This window comes from Streptomyces sp. WZ.A104 (assembly GCF_002382885.1).
Lineage (GTDB): Bacteria > Actinomycetota > Actinomycetes > Streptomycetales > Streptomycetaceae > Streptomyces.
Genome location: NZ_NWVL01000002.1, coordinates 73127 through 93830 on the forward strand (window position 1 = coordinate 73127; position 20704 = coordinate 93830).

15 protein-coding genes are annotated in these 20704 nt (G+C 70.9%); 8 read left to right on the top strand and 7 right to left on the bottom strand.

All coding sequences use genetic code 11. The features are described from left to right. The first annotated feature begins 63 nt into the window (after positions 1-63). The 3 genes from CIB93_RS01425 to CIB93_RS01435 all read left to right on the top strand — a co-directional run bounded on the left by CIB93_RS01425 (position 64) and on the right by CIB93_RS01435 (position 3462). The gene (locus CIB93_RS01425; protein ID WP_179499916.1) at positions 64-630 is read left to right on the top strand and encodes a hypothetical protein; all 567 of its coding nucleotides are present in this window, start codon (positions 64-66) and stop codon (positions 628-630) included. Between the two features lie 149 nt (positions 631-779). After that, a complete protein-coding gene (locus CIB93_RS01430; protein ID WP_096623185.1) occupies positions 780-1817 on the top strand; it encodes a rod shape-determining protein in 1038 nt (345 codons plus the stop codon). A gap of 40 nt (positions 1818-1857) precedes the next feature. Beyond that, positions 1858-3462, top strand: coding sequence for a GAF domain-containing protein (locus CIB93_RS01435; RefSeq protein WP_257001959.1), 1605 nt, complete (start codon positions 1858-1860; stop codon positions 3460-3462). 17 nt (positions 3463-3479) lie between these two features. On the opposite strand, the gene CIB93_RS01440 is transcribed toward CIB93_RS01435, so the two are convergent. Further along, on the bottom strand, positions 3480-3911 hold the full coding sequence (locus tag CIB93_RS01440) for an Lrp/AsnC family transcriptional regulator (protein ID WP_096623187.1): 432 nt from the start codon (positions 3909-3911) through the stop codon (positions 3480-3482). Positions 3912-4314: 403 nt separating this feature from the next. Between CIB93_RS01440 and CIB93_RS01445 the strand changes: the two genes are divergently transcribed. Both CIB93_RS01445 and CIB93_RS01450 read left to right on the top strand, forming a co-directional pair. After that, on the top strand, positions 4315-5814 hold the full coding sequence (locus CIB93_RS01445) for an acyl-CoA synthetase (protein WP_096623189.1): 1500 nt from the start codon (positions 4315-4317) through the stop codon (positions 5812-5814). Next, complete coding sequence (locus tag CIB93_RS01450) at positions 5804-7276, top strand: carboxyl transferase domain-containing protein (protein ID WP_096623191.1); 1473 nt, start codon at positions 5804-5806, stop codon at positions 7274-7276. The genes CIB93_RS01445 and CIB93_RS01450 overlap by 11 nt, the downstream gene beginning before the upstream one ends. A 13-nt stretch (positions 7277-7289) precedes the next feature. Here the strand turns inward: CIB93_RS01450 and CIB93_RS01455 are convergent, their stop codons facing one another. From CIB93_RS01455 to CIB93_RS01480, 6 genes are all read right to left on the bottom strand, one after another. Beyond that, the gene (locus CIB93_RS01455; RefSeq protein WP_096623193.1) at positions 7290-8555 is read right to left on the bottom strand and encodes an MFS transporter; all 1266 of its coding nucleotides are present in this window, start codon (positions 8553-8555) and stop codon (positions 7290-7292) included. 243 nt (positions 8556-8798) lie between these two features. Beyond that, positions 8799-9800: a DUF389 domain-containing protein gene (locus CIB93_RS01460; RefSeq protein ID WP_096623195.1), complete on the bottom strand. Its 1002-nt coding sequence runs from the start codon at positions 9798-9800 to the stop codon at positions 8799-8801. A gap of 212 nt (positions 9801-10012) precedes the next feature. Further along, on the bottom strand, positions 10013-10150 hold the full coding sequence (locus tag CIB93_RS01465) for a methionine/alanine import family NSS transporter small subunit (RefSeq protein ID WP_096623197.1): 138 nt from the start codon (positions 10148-10150) through the stop codon (positions 10013-10015). After that, the gene (locus CIB93_RS01470) at positions 10150-11682 is read right to left on the bottom strand and encodes a sodium-dependent transporter (protein ID WP_096623199.1); all 1533 of its coding nucleotides are present in this window, start codon (positions 11680-11682) and stop codon (positions 10150-10152) included. The genes CIB93_RS01465 and CIB93_RS01470 overlap by 1 nt, the downstream gene beginning before the upstream one ends. 268 nt (positions 11683-11950) lie before the next feature. Next, the gene (gene betT / locus CIB93_RS01475; RefSeq protein ID WP_096623201.1) at positions 11951-14074 is read right to left on the bottom strand and encodes a choline BCCT transporter BetT; all 2124 of its coding nucleotides are present in this window, start codon (positions 14072-14074) and stop codon (positions 11951-11953) included. Between the two features lie 1048 nt (positions 14075-15122). Next, positions 15123-16625 carry a SulP family inorganic anion transporter gene (locus CIB93_RS01480; RefSeq protein WP_096623203.1) on the bottom strand — a complete coding sequence of 501 codons (1503 nt, stop codon included), beginning with the start codon at positions 16623-16625 and terminating at the stop codon, positions 15123-15125. A gap of 378 nt (positions 16626-17003) precedes the next feature. Between CIB93_RS01480 and CIB93_RS01485 the strand changes: the two genes are divergently transcribed. From CIB93_RS01485 to CIB93_RS01500, 3 genes are all read left to right on the top strand, one after another. Next, on the top strand, positions 17004-17405 hold the full coding sequence (locus tag CIB93_RS01485) for a MerR family transcriptional regulator (protein WP_096623205.1): 402 nt from the start codon (positions 17004-17006) through the stop codon (positions 17403-17405). Between the two features lie 687 nt (positions 17406-18092). Then, entirely contained in the window at positions 18093-19778 is a 1686-nt protein-coding gene (locus tag CIB93_RS01495) for a ribonuclease J (RefSeq protein ID WP_096623207.1), read from the top strand. 32 nt (positions 19779-19810) lie between these two features. Then, entirely contained in the window at positions 19811-20542 is a 732-nt protein-coding gene (locus tag CIB93_RS01500) for a spermidine synthase (RefSeq protein WP_096623209.1), read from the top strand. Positions 20543-20704 lie beyond the last annotated feature (162 nt).

The window sequence follows — 20704 nt, forward strand, 5'->3', positions numbered from 1 at the left end:
GAGGAAGACCGGATTCCGGGGACGGGCGGTCCGATACGCCTGACACACGGGAGGATGGGCCACATGACCGCTCCCACCCCCTTCGGCCCCCTCCAGTTCCAGCTGGTCCTGCTCCGCCGGATGGCCGATCACCAGCCCGGCCTGGTCGAGGACGCCCGGCAGGAGCTGAGCGCCTCGCTCGCCGAGATGCGGGAGGCCAACCGCCGCTGGCAGGCGATGGTGCGCGCACCGCGGGGGCGGGGCTCGCTGCGGCGCTACCGCTCGGCTCTCGGGGAGCCGGAGCTGACGCTGCGGCGCCGGGTCGGGGACCTGGAATGCGAGGCGCTGCTGTGGCCGGTGCCGCTCTGGCCGGAGCTGCGGTTCGAGGTGACGGCCGGGCCGGGCGGAGCCGTGTGGAACGAGTGGCTGGTACGGGCCCCGGGCACGGCGGGCCCGGAACTCACCTCCGTAACGGCACTGCGCCCCTGGTCGTGCACCGTGGACGAGGTGGCCCGGGCCTTTCCCCCGGCACGGCCGATGGAGGGCAGCGCGCCGACCCGGTGGGCGCTGGCCGTCACCGACCCGGGCAGCGGGGAGCGTTACGTCGCCGAGTTCACCTGGGGCCTGTTCCAGCGGCTGCTTCCGGGCTGAGCCGACCGGACACCCCCGAATCTGGCGGGCCGTCAGCCCCTGCACCTCCGACGGCGCATCCCAGCGCGCGCGACGGGCCGGACGGCGGGACCATGCAGGGAGAAGCCGGCGGCCGCCGGCCCCCGTCCGCGCTCTCGGGAGAACTCGCCGTGACCGTCAGCCTTGAGCAGTTGCAGCGTTGCCATGTCGCCGTCGACCTCGGGGCCGCGAGGACCCGTGTGTACGTCAAGGGCCTCGGACTCGTCGTCGACGAGCCGAGCGTCGCCGCTGTCAACACCCGTACCGGTTCGCTCATCGCCGTCGGCGCGCTCGCCGAGCAGATGACCGGCCGCACCCCCGAGTACATCCGGGTGGCCCGCCCGGTGTCCGGCGGGACCGTCGTCGACATCGAGATGGCCCAGCGGATGCTGCGCCATCTGCTCGGCGACAAGCTCCGCCGCCAGCTGCGCCGCAAGCCCCGGCTGCGCGCCGCCGCCTGCACCCCGCACGACGCCGATCCGCTGGCCCAGCGCGCGACGGTGGAGACCCTGGTCGGGCTCGGCGCCCGCCGGGTCGAGCTGGTGGACACCCTGATCGCGGGGGCCGTGGGCTGCGGGCTTCCGGTCGAGCAGCCCACCGCCACCATGATCATGGTGTGCGGTGCGGCCACCACCCAGATCGCGGTGCTCTCGCTCGGCTCGATCGTGACCGCCGTCCGCATTCCGGTGGGCGGCAACGCGATCGACGAGGCGGTGATCCAGCATCTGCGCCAGCGCCACGCCCTGATCCTCCCGAGCCAGTCCGTGCGCCCGCTGCAACTGGCGCTGCACGGCAACGGCCTCCAGCTCACCGGCCCGGCCCTCGCCGACATCCACGGCCGCGACGTGGCGACCGGCCTCGCCCGCACGGTGCAGGTCGACACCGCCGCCGTACGGCAGGCCATCAACACCCCGCTCACCGCGATGCTCGACGGGGTCGGCAAGGTCCTCCGCGACTGCCCGCCCGACCTGGTCGCCGACCTGGCGGAGCGCGGGGTCATGATGGTCGGCGGCACCGCGCTGCTCCCGGGCCTCGACCAGATGCTGCGCGACGCGACCGGCATGCCGGTGCACATCGCGGAGCGCCCCGACGTCTGCTCGGTCCTGGGCCTCGGCGCGATGCTCGACGGCAAGATCCAGCCGATGGTCCTCAATCCGCTGGCGGGCTGAGCCCTTGGGCGGAAGCCGGGCGGTGGGACGGACGATGCGGATGACCGACGAGGCGGAGCGGCCCGTGGCCGAAGAGGGCGGCCCGCCCGCGGCCGGGCGGCTGCCGATGCTCCTGGAGTCCGTCCTCAGCATCGGCAGCGACCTCGAACTGGGCGCCACCCTCCAGCAGATCGTGGACACCGCCACCGCCCTGACCGGGGCTCGTCAGGGGGCGCTCAGTGTGCTGGAGCCGGAGCGGGACGGGGTCGGCGAGCTGTACACCGCCGGGATGACGGCGGCGGAGCGGCAGCGCCTCGACCGCTTCCCGCTCGGTACGCCGGGCGCGCCGGGCATCCTGACCGAGGACCCGCGCCCGCTGCCCCCCGACGCCCTGCCCGCCGCCGGGGCCGGGGCCGCGCCGGGCCGTCCGCCGGTGCGCGGTTGTCTCCGGGCCCCGATCCGGGTGCACACCGAGGTGTTCGGCCATCTCCACCTCTCCGGGGAACGGTCGGGGCCCTTCGCCGACACGGACATGGCCCTGCTGCGGGTCCTCGCCGCCCAGGCGGGCATCGCGATCGGCAACGCCCGGCTCTACGAGAGCGCCCGGCAGCGCGAACGCTGGATCGAGGGGGCGGCCGCCGTCACCACGGCCCTGCTGACCGGCACCGACGCCGCCGACGCGCTGATGACGGTCGCCGAGCGGGCCCGGGTGCTCGCGGGCGCCTCGGCCGGGGTGATCCTCCAGCCGACGGAGGCGGGCGGGATGGAGATCGTCACCGCCTCGACCCCGGACGATCCGGCGGGCATCGTCGGTACGGTGATCGAGCCCGGCTCGCCCGTGCTGGTCCAGTTGCTCGGCGGCGAACCGGTCTTCATCGACGACTCCGCCACCGATCCCCGGATGACCACCGGCGTACGCTCCCGCTTCGGGCCCAGCATGATGCTGCCGCTCCAGAGCGGCGGGCGCCTCATCGGCACCCTCGCCCTCCCCCGGCGGCGCGGTGACACCCCCTACACGGACGTGGACCGGCTGCTGGCGACCCAGTTCGCTTCGCAGGCCGCGCTGGCGCTGGTGCTGGCGGACGCACAGTCGGACCGGGAGCAGCTCGCGGTGTACGAGGACCGTGACCGGATCGCCCGTGACCTGCACGATCTCGTGGTCCAGCGGCTCTTCGCCACCGAGATGATGCTGGAGTCGACCCGTCGTCGGGCCACGCCGGAGGAGACCGGCGACCCGGCGGCCGACGGGACGGCCGAGCTGCTGGGCCGGGCCGTGGACGAGCTGGACTCCACCATCCAGGAGGTCCGCACCGCGATCTTCGCCCTCCAGCAGCCGCCCGCCGAGGCCCCGAGCACCTTCCGGGGCCGGGTGCTGCGGGAGACCGGGGGCGCGGCGGCGCTGCTGGGCTTTCCGCCGTCGGTGCAGTTCAGCGGGGCGGTGGACGCGCTGGTGGGCGAGGAGACGGGGCGGGAGCTGCTGGCGGCGCTGCGCGGGGCACTGGCCGCCGCGCACCGCAGGCCCGGCGTCTCGGCCATCGAGGTGGAGGTGGACGCCACGGTCCGGCTGCCGGACGGGCGGAGCGGGGTGCGGCTGGTGGTCGCGGACGACGGGCGCGGCGAGGACGGCGGCCGGTCGACGACGGTGACCTGGCAGGCGCCGCTCTGAGACGAGGAGCCCGCCGGTCAGTGCTTCGGGGCCGCCCGCAGCGCGATCCGGGTGGTGGAGTGGGCGACGCCCGCCTCCCGCTTCAGCCGGCGCAGCAGGGAGTCCAGCGCTCCGGGGTCGGCGGCGGTGGCCCGTACGAGGTAGTCGTGGCCGCCCGTCACATGCACCACTTCGGTGATCCCGGGCAGCATCAGCACCGAGCGTTCGAACTCCTCGTTCGTCGTGTCGAGGCGCAGCGTCACATCGATGAAGACCACCAGGCCCGATCGGGTGTCGGCGGCCGGGTCGACGATGACGGTGAAGCCGCGGATCACCCCGTCGCGGCGCATCCGGCGGACACGGTCGCCCGCCGCGTTGGCGCTGAGCCCCACCCGTACGCCCAGATCCCGGTACGAGATCCGCGCGTCCTCCTGGAGAATGCCGAGGATTTCCCTGTCCAGCCGATCCATACCACGATTGTCCCAGGTTGCGGCGATATCGGCCGAGGGGGCCTGGCTCGCCCCGATGGAATATCCGGTGCCGGTGCCGGTGCCGGTCGGGTCGCCCGGCCGGACCCCGGCGGGCGCGCTGACGACAGGCAGGGGACGAAGCCGATGTTCGTCCGCAGACAGCGGATGTGCGGGCGTGCGGGCACGCGACGACTGCGACGAAGCACGGGCTCACAAATGCACAGGCGCAGGCACCTCTCCCCCCCAGAGGCAACTCAACTTCCTTGTCAAGCAGGCCTTTTGCGAACCGGCGACGCAGAACCAGTTGTCCAGGCCGTGCCGCCGCCGTGACTTCGGCGCCCCATGCGGCAATGAGGCGAGCATCACCCGGCGGGCCCCGCCCCGAAGCCCTAGGCTTCCCGGCGTGACCCCCCTTCTTCCCGCACTCCAGTCCCCCACCGGCCCGGCGGCCTCCCGGGAGGCCGTCCGCTTCGGTGACCTCTCCCTGACCTACGGCCGACTCGCCGAGGCCTCCACCGCCCTCGCCGCCCGGATCGCGGACGCGGGCCGGGTCGCCGTCTGGGCCACACCGACGCCGGAGACGGTGATCGCGGTGGTGGCGGCGCTGCGGGCCGGGGTACCGGCCGTGCCGCTCAACCCCCGTACGGGCGAGCGCGAGTTGGCGCACATCCTGGCCGACAGCGAGCCCACGGCGGTGCTGGCGGGACCGGACGACGAGCTGCCGCCCGCGCTGGAGAAGCCGCGACGGGTGACGGTCGACGCGCGGGCGTCCGAGCGGGCGTCCGAGGGCACGGACGAGGGCACGGACGGCTACGCGCCGGGCGAGGGCGCGCCCGAGGCCCCCGCCCTGATCGTGTACACCTCCGGTACCACCGGCCCGCCCAAGGGCGCCGTCCTCCCCCGCCGGGCGATCGCCGCGTCACTCGACGCGCTGGAGGACGCCTGGGGCTGGACCGGCGACGACGTCCTGGTCCACGCGCTGCCGCTGTTCCACGTACACGGGCTGATCCTGGGCGTTCTGGGCCCGCTGCGGCGCGGCGGCTCCGTGCGCCACCTGGGGAAGTTCTCACCCGGCGGCGTGGCCCGTGAGCTGGGCTCCGGGGGCACGATGCTCTTCGGCGTACCGACGATGTACCACCGGCTCGCCGAGACGCTGGACGCCCCGACGGGCAGCGGCGAGCGGGACGCGCTGGCCGAAGCCCTGTCGGGGGCGCGGCTGCTGGTCTCCGGTTCGGCGGCGCTGCCCGTGCACGACCACGAACGCATCGCGGCGGCGACCGGGCGGCGGGTGATCGAGCGGTACGGCATGACGGAGACCCTGATGAACACGGGAATCCGGGCGGACGGCGCCCCGCGCCCCGGCACGGTCGGCCCGCCGCTCGCCGGGGTGGAGCTGCGCCTGGTGGAGGAGGACGGCACGGTACTGGAGGGGCCGGAGGCGATCGGCGAGATCCAGGTCCGGGGCCCGAACCTGTTCACCGGCTATCTGAACCGGCCCGACGCCACGGCCGCCGCGCACACGGCGGACGGCTGGTTCCGCACGGGTGACGTCGGCACGGTGGACGAGGACGGGTACGTGCGCATCGTCGGGCGCAGGGCCACCGACCTGATCAAGAGCGGCGGCTACAAGATCGGCGCGGGCGAGATCGAGAACGCGCTCCTCGCCCACCCCGGGGTCCGCGAGGCCGCCGTCACCGGCGAGGCGGATCCGGACCTCGGCGAGCGGGTCGTGGCGTGGGTGGTGACGACGAGCCCCGAATCCCCGCCCACCACAGAGGAGTTGGCGAACCACGTGGCCGCCCAGCTGGCCCCCCACAAGCGCCCGCGTACCGTGCACTACCTGGACGCCCTGCCCCGCAACGACCTGGGGAAGATCATGAAGAGGTCGCTCCATGTCCAGTGACTCCGCCGACACCACCCCCTCCCCCGCCCGGATGACGGCCCGGGAGACGATCGCCCTGCTGACCGGCGCGACGGGCTTCACCGAGCACCGCCCGGCGCCGCGCACCCTGCCCGCCGACGGACCGCTCGGCTGGGCGGGGTACGACGCGGCACGGGAGCGGGCGGCGGAACGGACCGGCGAGAGCGAGTCCGTGGTGTACGGGACCGGGGCCGTCGGCGGCCGGCGGTGCGTGCTCCTCTCCTTCGAGTTCGGCTTCCTGGGCGGCTCGTTGGGCCGGCTGACGGGAGACCGGCTGGAGGCCGCGTACGACCTGGCCCTGACCCGGCGCCTCCCGCTGGTCTCACTGGTCGCCACCGGAGGCAGCCGGATGCAGGAGGGCATGGTCGCGCTCACCCAGCTCCAGCGGGTGGCCGCCGCAGCCACCCGGCTGCGCGCGTCCGGCCTCCCGCAGGTCGCGGTGGTCCGCGACCCGACGACCGGCGGCGGCTGGGCCACCGTGGGAGCGGGCTCGGACGTGATCCTGGCGCTGCCCGGCGCGCAGGTCGGCTTCGCGGGTTCCCGGGTACGGCCGCCGGAAGCGGAGCCGTACGCGTACAGCGCCGAGGGGCAGTTCGCGGCGGGCCAGGTGGACGCGGTGGTCCCTGCCGGGGAGCTGGCGCGCACGGTGGCACAGTGGCTGACCGCGCTGGGCCCGCACGGGGCGCCCGGTTCACTTCCGGCGCCAGGTGCGTCGGGTGCACCCGGCGCACCCTGGCCGCCCGCCACGTCCAGCGCACCCCGGCCGTCCGGCACCGGCCCGCACGGGGCGCTGCCCGTCGCCCCAGTGCCTCGCGCGCTGTCGGCGACCCGGCTTCCGGAGACCGGCCGGGAGGCGGTGGAGCGGGCCCGCGCCACACAGCGCCCGCGCGCGGAGGCGTACTTGGCGGACTACTTCGCCGTACGGCTCCCCCTGCACGGGGACCGGTGCGGCGGCAGCGACCCGGGGCTGCTGTGCGGCTTCGGGCTGCGCGCGGACGGGCAGCCGGTCGCGTACGTCGCCCAGTGCGGGACCCCGACCCGCCCGGCCGGATACCGTACGGCGGCCCGGACGATCCGGCTCGCGGACCGGCTCGGCGTCCCCGTCCTCACGCTGGTCGACACCCCGGGCGCCGCCAACGACGCGGAGGCGGAACGGGCGGGTGCGGGCGCGGCCATCGCGGACACCTTCGCGGCGATCGCGGCGGCCCGGGTCCCGGTGACGACGCTGGTGATCGGCGAGGGCGGCTCGGGCGGGGCGCTGGCGCTCGCGGCGCCGGACAACACCCACGTCACGGCGGACAGTTACTTCTCCGTCATCGCCCCGGAGCTGGCGGCGGCGATCCTCAAGCGGCCGCCGTCGGAGACGGGCGCCACGGCCGACCAGCTGTGGCTGCGCCCGCAGGACCTGCTGGAGCTGGGGGTGGCCCGCTCGGTCGTCGGCTGAGGGAAGGCCTCGGTCACGGCTTCGGGTCGCGGGCGTCGTAACGGGCGAAGGCACGCCACTTCGACGCGAGCAGGGCCACGGCGACCACGCACGCGATGCCGCCGCCGGTGACGGCGACGGCGGGCGAGGCGAGGTCGGCGACCGAACCGGCCAGGAAGTCCCCGAGCCGGGGCCCGCCCGCGACGACGACGATGAACACGCCCTGGAGGCGGCCGCGCATCTCGTCGGGGACGGCCGCCTGGAGCATCGTGTTGCGGAAGACCATGGAGACGGTGTCGGCGCACCCGGCGAGCGCCAGGAAGAGCAACCCGAGCCAGAGGTTCCGGGTGAGGCCGAAGACGGCGATGGCGGTGCCCCAGGAGGCGACGGCCAGCAGGACCGCGAGCCCGTGCCGCCGGATGCGGCCGAGCCAGCCGGAGAACACCCCGCCGAGGAGCGCACCGAGGGCCGGGGCGGCGACGAGCATTCCGGTGGTCCGCGCGTCACCCCCGTACCAGAGAACGGCGATGACCGGGAAGAGGGCGCGGGGGTGGGCGAGGACCATGGCGCACAGGTCGGTGAAGAAGGTCATCCGCAGGTTCGGCCGGGTCCCGAGGAACCGCAGCCCGTCCCGTACGGAGGCCCGCTTGCCCGTCCCGCCCTCCTGCCGGTCGGGCAGCATCGAGGGGAGCCTCCACATGGCGTACAGGGAGGCGGTGAAGCAGACGGCTTCCACGGTGTACGCGGCGTGGTACCCCCACCAGCCGACGATGAGCCCGCCCAGCATCGGCCCGACGAGCGCGCCCGTGGTGCTGGTCATGGAGTTCAGCGCGTTGGCGGCGGGCAGCTGTTCGGCCGGGAGCAGCCGGGCGATCATCGAGGAGCGGGCGGGCGCGTTGAGCGCGAAGCACACGGCCTGGAGGGCGACCACCGCGTACAGCAGGCCGACGTTCTCGACCCCGGCGGCCGTGGCACCCACCAGCACGAGGGCCAGGACGAACGACCCGGCGGCACTGAGAAGACCCAGCTTGCGCCGGTCCACGGTGTCGGCGACGGCCCCGCCGTACAGCCCGAACACGATGAGCGGCACCAGCGAGCAGAACCCGATGAGCCCGACGGAGAACGCGGACCCGGTGATGTCGTAGACCTGGAGCGAGACCGCAAGCGCCGTCATGCCCTGCCCGACCCAGGAGACGGTGTTCCCGAACCAGAGCCGCCGGTAGTCCGGCGAGACCCGCAGCGGGGTGAGGTCGGCGAGTATCCGGGTGCGGCGTACAGGCGGTTCGGTTGTTTCGGTCACAGGGGATGGTAGCCGCGCCCCTCCCCCGACGCCCCGACCGGCCTCTCCGCCCCGCCCCCTCCGAACCCGTCAGCCGCGAAACGTCCGTACCGCAGCCACCACGGCGGCCGGGCCGGGGGCGTCGTCGCCGGCGACGTCGAGCGGCAGGGGCTCCGCGCCCAAGACTTCAGCGTCCTCACCGCGTCCGGGACCACGCGGCCTCAGGGCCCTCGTCGTGTCCAGGAACACGCGGCTTCAGCGGCCTCAGCCCCCGACCTTCCCCGCGGTGATCTGTCGGCCTCGTGTGGTGTCGACCACGATGGGGATGCCATCGGGGATTCTCCCTTCGAGGTCGCTGAGCAGAATCTCGATCGGAGGCAGGTCGCTGGGGCCCCGGACATGGACGTACAGAGTTCTGGACCGGGCATCGACGCTGGTGACCATCGCGCCCGGGCTCTTCGACAGCCACCGCTCCGCGGATTCCTTGGTCCGGGCCGTCCAGGTGGTGAGCAGCACAGTGGTAACGGTGTTGGCTCCCAGGGGGAGCAGTACGGCCAGGAAGAGCAGTCCGAGCATGAGGTAGGCGCGGCGCGGCGCCCGCTCCGCGCGCTGCCCGGCCGCCCGGGCGTATCCCAGGGAAGCGAAGACGATCATGCCGGCGAAGACGAGGGCGAGAAGGTTGGACATGAAGAGCACCAGTGCGCCCAGGGAGAGCCACCACTGCGCCTGGCCCGCGCAGACACCGGTGACCACGAGGGGCGGAACGAGGGAGATGGCGATGGCCACTCCCGGCAGGACGGCGGCGACGTCCTTGCGGGACAGCGCCACGGCGCCGGCGAAGCCGGTTGCCACCGCGGCGATCAGGTCCAGGAGCCCTGGAGATGTCCGGCCGGAGATCTGGCTGTTCGTCAGGAGGTCGTACGATTGGGGTACGACGAGCGAGGCCACCGCGCCTGTCAGGATCACCAGCAGACACCCGAGCGTGACGAAGGTGACGGCCGTGGTGCGACGGCGCTGTACGGCGCCGAGGGCGATACCCATGATCGGCGTGGACAGCGGTGCGATGATCATCGCACCGATGACGGTGGCCGTGGAGTCCGTCAGGATCCCGCCCGCGGCGATGACGGACGACAGCGTGAGCATGGTCCAGAAGGCCGAGCGCTTCGCCTGGACGTCTCCCGACGACGGATCCAGGTCCTGCTGGAGATCTTCCAGGCCGCGGCGCTGCCGGGCCGGCAGGACCCTGTCGCGGAGTTGGCTGGGCATGTGCCCAGTATCCGGACCCGCCCCTGTGAGTACGGCAAGGACACGGCCCCGGGGGGCTGATGTCGCTGCCCGCGTCTGCCTCTACCTGAGCGCGAGTGCGCCCAGTCCCTCCTGCCCACCGGGGCCAGGAGGGACTGGCGAACGGACCGGCCTCCGGGGCGACGACGGGTCGCAGCCGGTCCACTGCGGAACCAGGCGGGGACCGGGCTCGCTCACTCGGCCGGGTGCGTACCGGGCGGCATCGGTTCCGGGGGCTCCGGGTGGCTCCTCAGCCGGAGGATGGCGGTGATCAGCCCACCCCAGACGATGAGCATGGCGATGACCATCATGACGATCGCGCTGGCAGACATCAGCGGTCCTTCCGGTCGGCGGGCGACTCCATGTCCAGGTCGATGTCCTCGCCACCGGCCGGCCACGGAATCAGAGAGAGGATCACCCCGACCAGCAGTGCTCCGATGGCGACGCTCCAGCCCGCGGCGAGCAGGAACCCGGTCGAATAGCCCTCGTAGTTCTCGTCGAACTCGGTCCGCAGGCTGTCGACCATCATCCAGCCGAGCACGAGCGGCGTGATGACACCGAGGCAGATGCGCCACCAGTGGCCGAGCCGGATGGCGGAGGTGGCGTCGGCGTTCCGCTGCAGGCTGGGCAGCTGCCGCAGCACCCAGACGATCACGATCAGCCCGACCAGAGCTGCCAGCGCGATGCCGTACTGGTTGATGAAGTGGTCGGACGCGTCGAGCAGATAGATACCGGACTCGGTCGGGAACAGCAGGATCGACACCAGCGCGACCAGACCGCCGATGCCCAGGACCGCGGGCCTGCGCCGCATGCCGGTCCGGTCCTGCACGGCCGAGACGACCACCTGCACGATGGAGATCAGCGAGGAGAGTCCCGCGATCACCAGGGAGCTGAAGAACAGCACACCGAAGAGGCCGCCGAGCGGCATCTCCGAGATCACCGCGGGGAAGGCGACGAACGCCAGACCGATGCCCGCGCCTGCGACTTCGTCGACGCCGACCCCCGAGGCGACCGCCAGATAGCCCAAGGTCGAGAAGACGCCGATGCCCGCGAGGATCTCGAACGAGCTGTTGGCGAAGCCCGCCACCATCGCGGAGCCCGTCAGGTCGGCCCGACGGCCCAGGTACGACGCGTACGTCACCATGATGCCGAAGCCGATGGACAGGGAGAAGAAGATCTGCCCGTATGCGGCGACCCAGACACTGCCGTTGCCGAGCTCCGACCAGTTCGGCGTGAAGAGCGCGTCCAGTCCGGTGGCCGCACCGTCCAGCGTGAGCGCCCTGATCACCAGCGCGGCGAACAGGACGAACAGCAACGGAATGAAGATCTTGTTGGCGCGTTCGATGCCTCGCCGGATACCGAACGCCAGGACGACCAGCACCACCACCCAAACGATGATCAGCGGCCAGAACACGCCCGGTACATAGCCGTCCAGGAATCCCGGTGAATCCGGTGCCCGCAGGAAATCACCGAAGAGGAATGCCTCCGGGTCATCACCCCACTGCTGACCGGCGGAGAATCCCACATAGCGCACGGCCCAGGCGATGATGACGGCGTAGTAGGTGGCGATCACGAAGGAGATCGCGACCTGCCACCATCCGATGACCTCGGCCGGCCGGGCCATCCTGCGCAGAGCGGCGGGGGGTGACATGCGGTACTTGCGCCCGATGGCGTACTCCATGATCAGCAGGGGGATGCCCGCCGAAAGGAGCGCGATGAGGTACGGCAGCAGAAAGGCGCCACCACCGTTCTCGTAGGCGATGGCGGGGAACCGCCAGATATTGCCGAGCCCGACGGCCGAACCAATGGCGGCCAGCAGGAAACCAGCGCGTGTGCCCCATTGCTCACGTGGCTGCTCTGCCATATGCAATTCCTCGGGTCTTCTCTTGGCACTACGAACGAAACTGATGGCACGTTAGCGTGAAGTGCCCTCGAAATCGCCGTGACAGGGCCCGGCAGATGACAGGCACAACACACTGCTCTTCGGTCAGCAGGACAGGGTGAGCCCTGAGGAAGGGGGCCGGACAGGGTCTCGGCAGTGGTTCACCTCGTAGAGAGGGTCGTCCATCCACCGAGACCGACCGGACACCGACCCCGGCCACCGGGCCGAGGTCCGACTGCTGCACCGACCGCTACACCGACTGGTCAGCGTCCGGGGCGTCAGGGCGGTGATCGGGGAGAGCCGACCCCGACGTCGCCTCGTGGTGGAGCCGCAGGAACTCCAGATGCCGCTCGTACTGGTCGAGGGTGTCGCCGATGAGCTGCTCTCTGGTGTAGCCCATGACGTCGTAACCCTGATTGCCCTCGGCCAGCTGGACCTCGAAGCGCACGTAGTTGTCGTGGGTGCTGACCGACCGGGTGGCGAATCCCGGTGTCGGCCGTTCGACGGGCCAGACCCGATAGACGAACTGGTCCTTCGGGCCGATCGGTACGGCGAGGCCGACGTGCGGGAGGCCGTTCTCCTCGTCGGTGCCGGAGAGGATTTCCGCCTCCACACCCTGCTCCCGCAGTTCCTGAGCGACTTCCTCGAACGCCGGCCGGCAGACGTCCTCCACGAATCTGGTGGCTGCCCGCCTGCCCGGGAACGACATCGCCCGCGACAGCCGCTGCCGCCAGTTCCGCGCCCCGGAAGGCCCCTGTTGCGTTGTCCGGCCGGAGAGGGACCCCGGCAGGGTGGTGGTCAGCGCCTCCTCGCGCATCCGGTCGGAGCGTAGCGCGAGGTAGAGCCCCGCCATGATCAGGAACATCACGAACGAGAAGGGCAGCCCCATGATGATCGTGGCGTCGGTGAGAGCCTGCACTCCGCCCACCAGGAGCATGGCGAGGGTGAGCAGGCCTGTCGTCACCGCCCAGAACACGCGGAGCCAGGTCCGCGCGTCGGTCACCGGTGTCGGGAGGTGAGAGCTGAGGTTGCCCATGACGAGGGCTCCGGAGTCGGCGGAGGTGACGTAGAGAAGCAGCCCTACGAAGGTCGCGAGTCCCGCGCTGAACATCTCCCCGGGATACTGCTCCAGCAGGCCGTAGAAGGCCTGCTCGGGGGAGTTGAGTGCGGTCTCCCCGAAAGCGGAGTTGCCGTCGCGCACCACGAACAGTGCGCTGTTGCCGAAGACGGCCAGGAAGAGGCCGGTGAAGAGAAACGGGATGATCAGGGTCGCGGCGACGAACTGACGCAACGTGCGGCCTCGCGAGATCCGAGCGAGGAACAGCCCGACGAACGGCGCCCAGGCGATCCACCAGGCCCAGAAGAACAGCGTCCAGGCGTCCAGCCATTCGGTCGGCTGGTCGTAGGCGAAGGTGTTCAGCGTCATCGACGGAAATCCGCTGAGGTAGTCGCCGACGTTCTGAACCAGGGCGTTGAGCAGCCGGAACGGTTCGCCGACCACCAGGATGTAGAACATCAGCAGTACGGCGAGGAGCACGTTGAGCTGCGACAGCCGACGGATGCCCTTGTCGACCCCGGCGGCCGCTGAAACGGTGGCCATCACCACGGCGAGGGCGATGAGCCCGATCTGCGCGGGCAGCCCCTCAGGCACGCCGAAGAGGACCTTGAGCCCGTAGTTCAGCTGCACCACGCCGATGCCGAGGGACACGGAGATTCCGAAGACGGTACCGATGATGGCCGCCAGGTCGACGGCGTCACCGATCCTCCCGTGGATCCGACGGCCGATGATCGGGTAGATCGCGGACCGGATGGCCAGCGGCAGCTTGTAACGGAAGGCGAAGTAGGCGAGCGCCATGCCCATCAGCGCGTACATGGCCCAGCCGGTGATGCCGTAGTGGAACAGCGTCCACACCACGGCCTGCCGGGCCGCCTCCAGTGACTCGGGGTCCCCTTCCGGCGGCACCAGGTAGTGGCTCACCGGTCCGGCGACGGAGAAGAACATCAGGTCGATGCCGATGCCCGCGGCGAACAGCATCGCCGCCCAGGCGAAAAGCCCGTAGTCGGGCTTGTAGTGCTTGGGGCCGAGCTTGATCGTGCCGTACTTCGACACCCCGATGAAGACGACGAACACGAGGTACAGGGTCGCGGCGAGGAAGTAGTACCAGCCGAACCAGCCGGAGATCTTGTCGACCACCACGCCGATGACCTTCTCGGCGCCGGAGGGGGTGACAATCGCCCAGATCGAGATGGCCAGGATGAGCGTCGCGGACCCGTAGAAGACCATCGGCTTGAGCGAGCCCGCCCCTTCCGTACCGGGCTCAACCTGCGGATCGTCCGTGTCGGGCACAGGGCCCTTGCCTCCTACGGCCGACATGGTCGGCTCCTTTCCTGCCAGAACGGTAATGGTGCGGCCTCCGGTGCGCCGGAGGCCGGGTCATTCTTCGATCAGGGCGGCGGCCCGACGGCGGCCAGGCGCATGGTCACGCCGGGTCCGAGGGGTGGCGGCGCGTACGCCCAGGCGACGGCGGGACCCACGACCAGGGCCCGGCACTCCCCCGACGGACTCGGTGCGGAGCGCCTCCTCCTTGCCGCTCAGCAGGAACGTGCACACGCGGAACGGGAGACGGGCGCGGCACCGGGCGCGCCCGCCCGCTCTTCGTCGGCAAGGCACGCCAGGCGCCGCGCACAGCACGGTCCTCCTCGGAGGCCGCCTCGACGGCGGCGTCACCGCAGGGGCCTGCCACCTCACGCCGCCGATGGCCACTCACCGCGGATGCACAGCCCACCCACCCATCGCGGGTCTCCTTCACCTCCAGCCGGTGCCGCGCGGATCGACTCGGTGTCAGCAACATGGCCGTACGGGGGCCGTCGGTCCACGGGGCGCACCGCCGCAGCGCCGAGCTCGTGCCCCAGGCACCCCGGGCGGGCTAACGACCATCACGTGACACCACCGCTGCGGTGCGGCGGCCGCGGTCCCCGGGACAGTGGAGTGCCGTAGGCCCGGGGCGCATCGGCCGGTACGGTGTCGGCGGGGTTCCGGCCCGGCCGGAAGGAGTGGAGGCTCGTCCACCCGGACACCGCGCCGCGCAACAACGCGACCGTGCTACGGGAAGTGGTCACAGGGCTCGCCGAACGGTACGACTGCCCTGTCCGGCCGGTCAGACAGCGCAGCCCCGCCTCGGCCTCGACGGCGGGTGGGCCGGGCGCGCTGTGCCCGGGCAGCCGCCCGCCGGTGGCCGTGGCGACGGCACGCCCTTCGATGCCCGGACCGGCGACTGCGACACGGAGGCCGGCGACTGCCTCACGGAGGCCGTGTGCGGTTCGCGGACGGCGCGGCGCGCCTGGCGCAAGTCCTCGCACGGCAAAGCCGCCCCTGCCCGCGGTCCGTTGCCGGGGCGGTCAGGGGCGGCTTGTCGGTCTTCTCAGTGGCCGGCGGTGAGCCGGCCGGCGAGCTTGCCGTGCATTTCGGCGCTGGCCTTGTTCAGGCCGATGATCGTGACCTTCTTGCCGCGCTGGGCGTATTTGGTCTCGATGGCGTCGAGGGCTGCGACGGAGGAGGCGTCCCAGATGTGGGCATCGGTGAGGTCGATGATCACGTCGTCGGGGTCGTCCTTGTAGTTGAACTGGTAGACGAGGTCGTTGGAGGAGGCGAAGAACAGCTCGCCGGTGACCGCGTAGACGACCTGGTTGCCGTCCGGGTCGAGGACCCCGGAGACCTCGGCGATGTGGGCGACCCGCTTCGCGAAGATCACCATCGCGGTGATGCAGCCGAGAACGACGCCGATGGCGAGGTTGTGGGTGGCGACCACCGCGGCGACGGTGACGACCATGACGGCGGTCTCGCCGACCGGCATGCGCTGGAGCGTCTTGGGCTGGATGGAATGCCAGTCGAAGGTGGCGAAGGAGACCAGGATCATCACCGCGACGAGAGCGGCCATCGGGATGTCCGAGACGACCGGGCCGAACGCGATGCACAGGACCATCAGGAAGGTACCGGCGAGGAAGGTGGACAGGCGGGTCCGCGCTCCGGAGGTCTTCACGTTGATCATGGTCTGGCCGATCATGGCGCAGCCGCCCATGCCGCCGAAGAACCCGGTCACGACGTTGGCGATGCCCTGGCCGATGGACTCACGGGTCTTGTTCGAGTGGGTGTCGGTGATGTCGTCGACGAGCTTCGCGGTCATCAGCGACTCCATCAGCCCCACCAGCGCGAACGCGAAGGCATAGGGGGCGATGGTGGTCAGGGTGTCCATGGTGAACGGCACGTCGGGCAGACCGGGGACCGGCAGTGAGGACGGGAGATCGCCCTTGTCACCGACGTTGGGAACGGCGATGCCGGCGGCGACGGTGATCACGGTCAGCGTGACGATGGCGACCAGGGGCGCGGGAATCACCGTGGTGATCTTCGGGAAGAACACCATGAGGGCCAGACCGCCGATGATCAGCGGGTAGACGGCCCACGGAACGTCCCGCATCTCCGGGACCTGCGCCATGAAGATCAGGATGGCGAGGGCGTTGACGAAGCCGACCATCACGCTGCGCGGCACGAACCGCATCAGCTTGGCGACCCCGAGCGCGCCCAGAGCCACCTGCATCAGGCCGCCGAGGATGACGGCGGCGATCAGGTAACTGAGCCCGTACTGGTGGTTCAAGGGTGCGATGACCAGGGCTATGGCGCCGGTGGCGGCGGAGATCATGGCCTTGCGGCCGCCCACGATCGAGATGACCACGGCCATCGTGAAGGAGGCGAAGAGGCCGATTGCCGGGTCGACACCCGCGATGATCGAGAAGGAGATCGCCTCGGGGATCAGCGCCAGAGCCACCACGAGGCCCGCCAGCACCTCGGTACGGAAGACCTTCGGGGAGGCGAGCCAGTCCGGCCTGGACATACGCAGCTTGGGAGCCGCGGACAGCGGTGTAGACATGCAACCGTTTCTGTTCGGGCGCACACATCCACCAGTCTGGACACGCACGCATCGTTCTCGACTCCGCACAGAGGGCGGAATCCCGGCAGCCCAGCGTCGATGGGGCTCTGCCGGATCGGGTGGCAGCCTTCGTGGCTGACAGTCGGGCATCATTGCCCGATAAGCCTGTGAGGCCCTGGCCGGGGCTCAAGCGACAGCGAGGTCTGCCCAGCGGTCTCAGCTCTGCGCAAATCGTACCCTGACGTGAGGGCAGAGTGCGAGTTGCGGCTTGTGAAACGCAGGTAAATACGTCTGAGGATCATGTGATTCCGGACACGTATGCTGACTGCTCTTCGAACGTTCGAAGGGCAGCCGGTTACAGAGGAGGCAGGCGCGGAGATGGCAGAGCGGCAGATGCAGATCGGCGAGGTGGCTGAGCGGACCGGCTTGTCGCTCCGCACGATCCGGCACTACGAGGAAGTCGGTCTGGTCATCCCCTCCGCCCGCAGCAAGGGAGGTTTCCGTCTGTACACCGAGACGGACATCGGCCGCCTGATGGTGATCCGCCGCATGAAGCCGCTGGACTTCTCGCTGGAGGAGATGCGGGACCTCCTGGAGATCGTCGACCGCATCGCAGCGGACGACGCACCCACGGCCGAGGAGCGGGAGCGTCTGCACGAGCGGCTGGACTCGTACCGCAAGGTGGCCGACGCACGCTGCGAGACGCTGCGCGCCCAGCTCATGGCCGCGGAGGACTTCGCCGCCACACTGCGCCGCAGGCTCGATGCCCAGAGCTCCTGACGGCACGACCTCTTGGGGCTGGATGCAGTTCCCCGCACCGATTCCTACCGTTCACCCCCTACGGGCATGTGACCGGCATCGATGACGCCGAGGGATGCCGCTCACCCCACGACCGCCTCCGCCTCGAACGCAGCTCCCCCGGCGGAACCAGCCGCGTAGGCCGCCACCGACTCCACACTACCCTCTCGTGAGGGTAGATTTGCGCCTTCCGATGTGAACGCGCGCATTGAGACAGCCGGCCGCGTAGCGATCGCCGGCGTGCGTCCGTCTCTGCTGAACAGCCGAGGCATCACCCTGGACAGCACCGTGCTCACACACTCCCGAGCACGTATCCCCGTGGAACGCCCCCAGGGGATACGTGCTGTCGAGGTGGAGAAAGCCCTCCATCGGCTCAAGCCCCGCGACGGCCGCTGCCAGGCTCTGGGCGACACGTTGCGAGGTGCTGGCGCGCGGAGCCGACAGGGGCGGTACCGCGATCGGCGTCGACCTGGCCGCACAGGGTCACGCGCCCGGGCCCGAGTGCTGAGGCCTGTCGTGATGCCTCGGCCGAGCGCGCCCCCAGCGCCTCATCACCAGCGGCTTCGACGTGGACGGTCCCGAGTCCTCTTCCCCTCGCGTGGGCCGTAAGGAGGCCGGAGTCCCGCACTGTAATGGATCATCCCCGTAACTCTCCGGTAGCGTCAGCGTATGAGCCATCCACATCCTGATCTGAAACCCGCCCCTCCTCTGGTCTCAGGAGGGCTGAGGGTCGTCGCCCTGGGCGGTCTGGGAGAGATCGGCCGCAACATGACCGTCTTCGAGTACGCCGGCAAGCTGCTGATCGTCGACTGCGGTGTGCTGTTCCCCGAGGAGACCCAGCCCGGCGTCGACGTGATCCTGCCCGACTTCACGTCGATCCGGGACCGTCTGGACGACATCGTCGGCGTGGTCCTCACCCACGGACACGAGGACCACATCGGCGGCGTGCCCTACCTGCTGCGAGAACGCCGGGACATCCCCGTCATCGGCTCGAAGCTGACGCTCGCCTTCCTTGAGGCCAAGCTCAAGGAACACCACATCAAGCCCACGACGGTGCGGGTGAAGGAAGGGGAGCGGCGCGACTTCGGGCCTTTCGGCTGTGAGTTCGTGGCGGTCAACCACTCCATCCCCGACGGTCTCGCGGTCGCCATCCGCACCGGTGCCGGGATGGTCCTGCACACCGGTGACTTCAAGATGGACCAGTTCCCGCTGGACGACCGCATCACCGACCTGCGCGCGTTCGCCCGGCTCGGTGAGGAGGGTGTCGACCTGTTCCTGACCGACTCCACCAATGCCGAGGTGCCCGGTTTCACCACGTCCGAGCGCGAGCTGAACCCCGCGATCGAGCACGTGATGCGGACCGCCCCGCGCCGGGTCATCGTCTCCAGCTTCGCCAGCCACGTCCACCGTATCCAGCAGGTCCTCGACGCCGCGCATCAGCACGGTCGGAAGGTCGCCTTCGTGGGCCGGTCCATGGTCCGCAACATGGGCATCGCCCGCGAACTGGGCTATCTGAGGACGCCGCCGGGTCTCGTGGTCGAGGCAAGGGAGCTGGAGAAGCTGCCCGACCACAAGATCACCCTGGTCTGCACGGGCTCGCAGGGCGAGCCGATGGCCGCCCTCTCCCGCATGGCCAACCGCGATCACTCGATCCGGATCGGGCAGGGCGACACCGTCCTGCTCGCCAGCTCCCTCATCCCGGGCAACGAGAACGCCATCTACCGGGTGATCAACGGGCTGACCCGCTGGGGCGCCAACGTCGTCCACAAGGGCAATGCCAAGGTCCACGTCTCCGGCCACGCCAGCGCGGGTGAACTGGTCTACTGCTACAACATCGTCAAGCCCCGCCATGTCATGCCCGTCCACGGCGAGTGGAAGCACATGCGGGCCAACGCCGACCTCGCCATCCGCACCGGCGTCGCACCGGACCGCGTGATCATCGCCGAGGACGGTGTCGTCGTCGACCTCGTCGACGGGCGCGCCTCGATCACCGGAAAGGTCCCGGCCGGCTATGTGTACGTCGACGGGATGACGGTCGGAGGCGCGACCGAGGCGTCCCTGAAGGACCGCCGCGTCCTGGCTGAGGAGGGCGTGGTCACCATCGTGGCGATCGTCGACGCCGACACCGGGCGGCTCGCCGAGGCACCCGACTTCCTCGCCCGCGGATTCGAGCACGACGACACCACCTTCGAGCCCGTGATCCCGCTCATCGAGAAGACCCTGGCCGCGGCGGCCGAAGAGGGCATCGGCGACCACCACCAGCTCGAACAGCGCATCGCTCGCGCCGTCGCCTCCTGGGCCTTCCGCAGCCACCGCCGCAAGCCTCTGATCATCCCCGTCGTCATCGACGCCTGACACCGCGTCGCCGACCGGAGGAGACCCCCACCATGACCACCCGCTTCGAGGAACTCGACTGGAAGCCGACACCGATCGGCGACATCAGCCTGCGGCGCCGACGCGACCCCTCGTCGGGGGACGACGTGTACGAGGTGAAGCTCGGGGACGAGTTCCTGATGTCCAGCCTCTTCACCGAGGGCGAGATCGCCCTCGCCCGACTGGGCCTCGCCCCGCTCGCGCACCGCCCCGGCCTCGATGTCGCCGTCGGCGGCCTCGGCCTCGGGTACACCGCACACGCCGCACTACAGGAGCCGGGCGTCCGCTCGCTGATCGTCGTCGACACCCTCGGCGAGGTCATCGACTGGCACCGACGCGGTCTGGTACCGCTCGGCACGGCGCTCGGCTCGGACGACCGCTGCCGACTGGTGCAGGGCGACTTCTTCGCCATGGTGCGTGAGGGCCGTGGGCTGGACCCGCAAGCGGAGGAACGCCTCTTCCACGCCATCCTGCTGGACGTCGACCACTCCCCCCGCCATGTGCTGCACTCGAGCCATGCCGCTCTCTACCGGCCGGAGGGCCTGAGCGCCCTCTCCAACCTCCTCCACCCCGGAGGCGTCTTCGCCCTGTGGTCCAACGACCCGCCCGACGACGACTTCGCCTCCCTCCTCGCCAGCGCCTTCCAGAACACCGCCGCCCACGTGGTGGAGTTCCCCAACCCGCTGCGAGGCGGCACCTCGACCAACACCGTCTACGTGGCCGTCAAGGGCAGCACCGGTCGATGAGGGCGCTCACTGCTCGGCCTCCTGGTCGCAGGTGGGGTCACCGGTATGTCCGGCCTTCCGAACGGCCGGTCCGGGAACTCCGACGTCGTCCATAGCCTCTCGCGCCCTGTCACTGCGCCGGGTGTCCCCTGTGCGCTTCCGTACCCACTCGGTCGAGCCGCC

What these genes read in the sequence shown, in the direction of transcription:
- CIB93_RS01440 (WP_096623187.1), bottom strand. Translation starts at nt 3,911, where the DNA reads ATGGATCGGCTGGACAGGGAAATCCTCGGCATTCTCCAGGAGGACGCG.
- CIB93_RS01435 (WP_257001959.1), top strand. Translation starts at nt 1,858, where the DNA reads ATGACCGACGAGGCGGAGCGGCCCGTGGCCGAAGAGGGCGGCCCGCCC.
- CIB93_RS01485 (WP_096623205.1), top strand. Translation starts at nt 17,004, where the DNA reads ATGGCAGAGCGGCAGATGCAGATCGGCGAGGTGGCTGAGCGGACCGGC.
- CIB93_RS01460 (WP_096623195.1), bottom strand. Translation starts at nt 9,800, where the DNA reads ATGCCCAGCCAACTCCGCGACAGGGTCCTGCCGGCCCGGCAGCGCCGC.
- CIB93_RS01480 (WP_096623203.1), bottom strand. Translation starts at nt 16,625, where the DNA reads ATGTCTACACCGCTGTCCGCGGCTCCCAAGCTGCGTATGTCCAGGCCG.
- betT (WP_096623201.1), bottom strand. Translation starts at nt 14,074, where the DNA reads ATGTCGGCCGTAGGAGGCAAGGGCCCTGTGCCCGACACGGACGATCCG.
- CIB93_RS01470 (WP_096623199.1), bottom strand. Translation starts at nt 11,682, where the DNA reads ATGGCAGAGCAGCCACGTGAGCAATGGGGCACACGCGCTGGTTTCCTG.
- CIB93_RS01465 (WP_096623197.1), bottom strand. Translation starts at nt 10,150, where the DNA reads ATGTCTGCCAGCGCGATCGTCATGATGGTCATCGCCATGCTCATCGTC.
- CIB93_RS01495 (WP_096623207.1), top strand. Translation starts at nt 18,093, where the DNA reads ATGAGCCATCCACATCCTGATCTGAAACCCGCCCCTCCTCTGGTCTCA.
- CIB93_RS01450 (WP_096623191.1), top strand. Translation starts at nt 5,804, where the DNA reads ATGTCCAGTGACTCCGCCGACACCACCCCCTCCCCCGCCCGGATGACG.
- CIB93_RS01425 (WP_179499916.1), top strand. Translation starts at nt 64, where the DNA reads ATGACCGCTCCCACCCCCTTCGGCCCCCTCCAGTTCCAGCTGGTCCTG.
- CIB93_RS01500 (WP_096623209.1), top strand. Translation starts at nt 19,811, where the DNA reads ATGACCACCCGCTTCGAGGAACTCGACTGGAAGCCGACACCGATCGGC.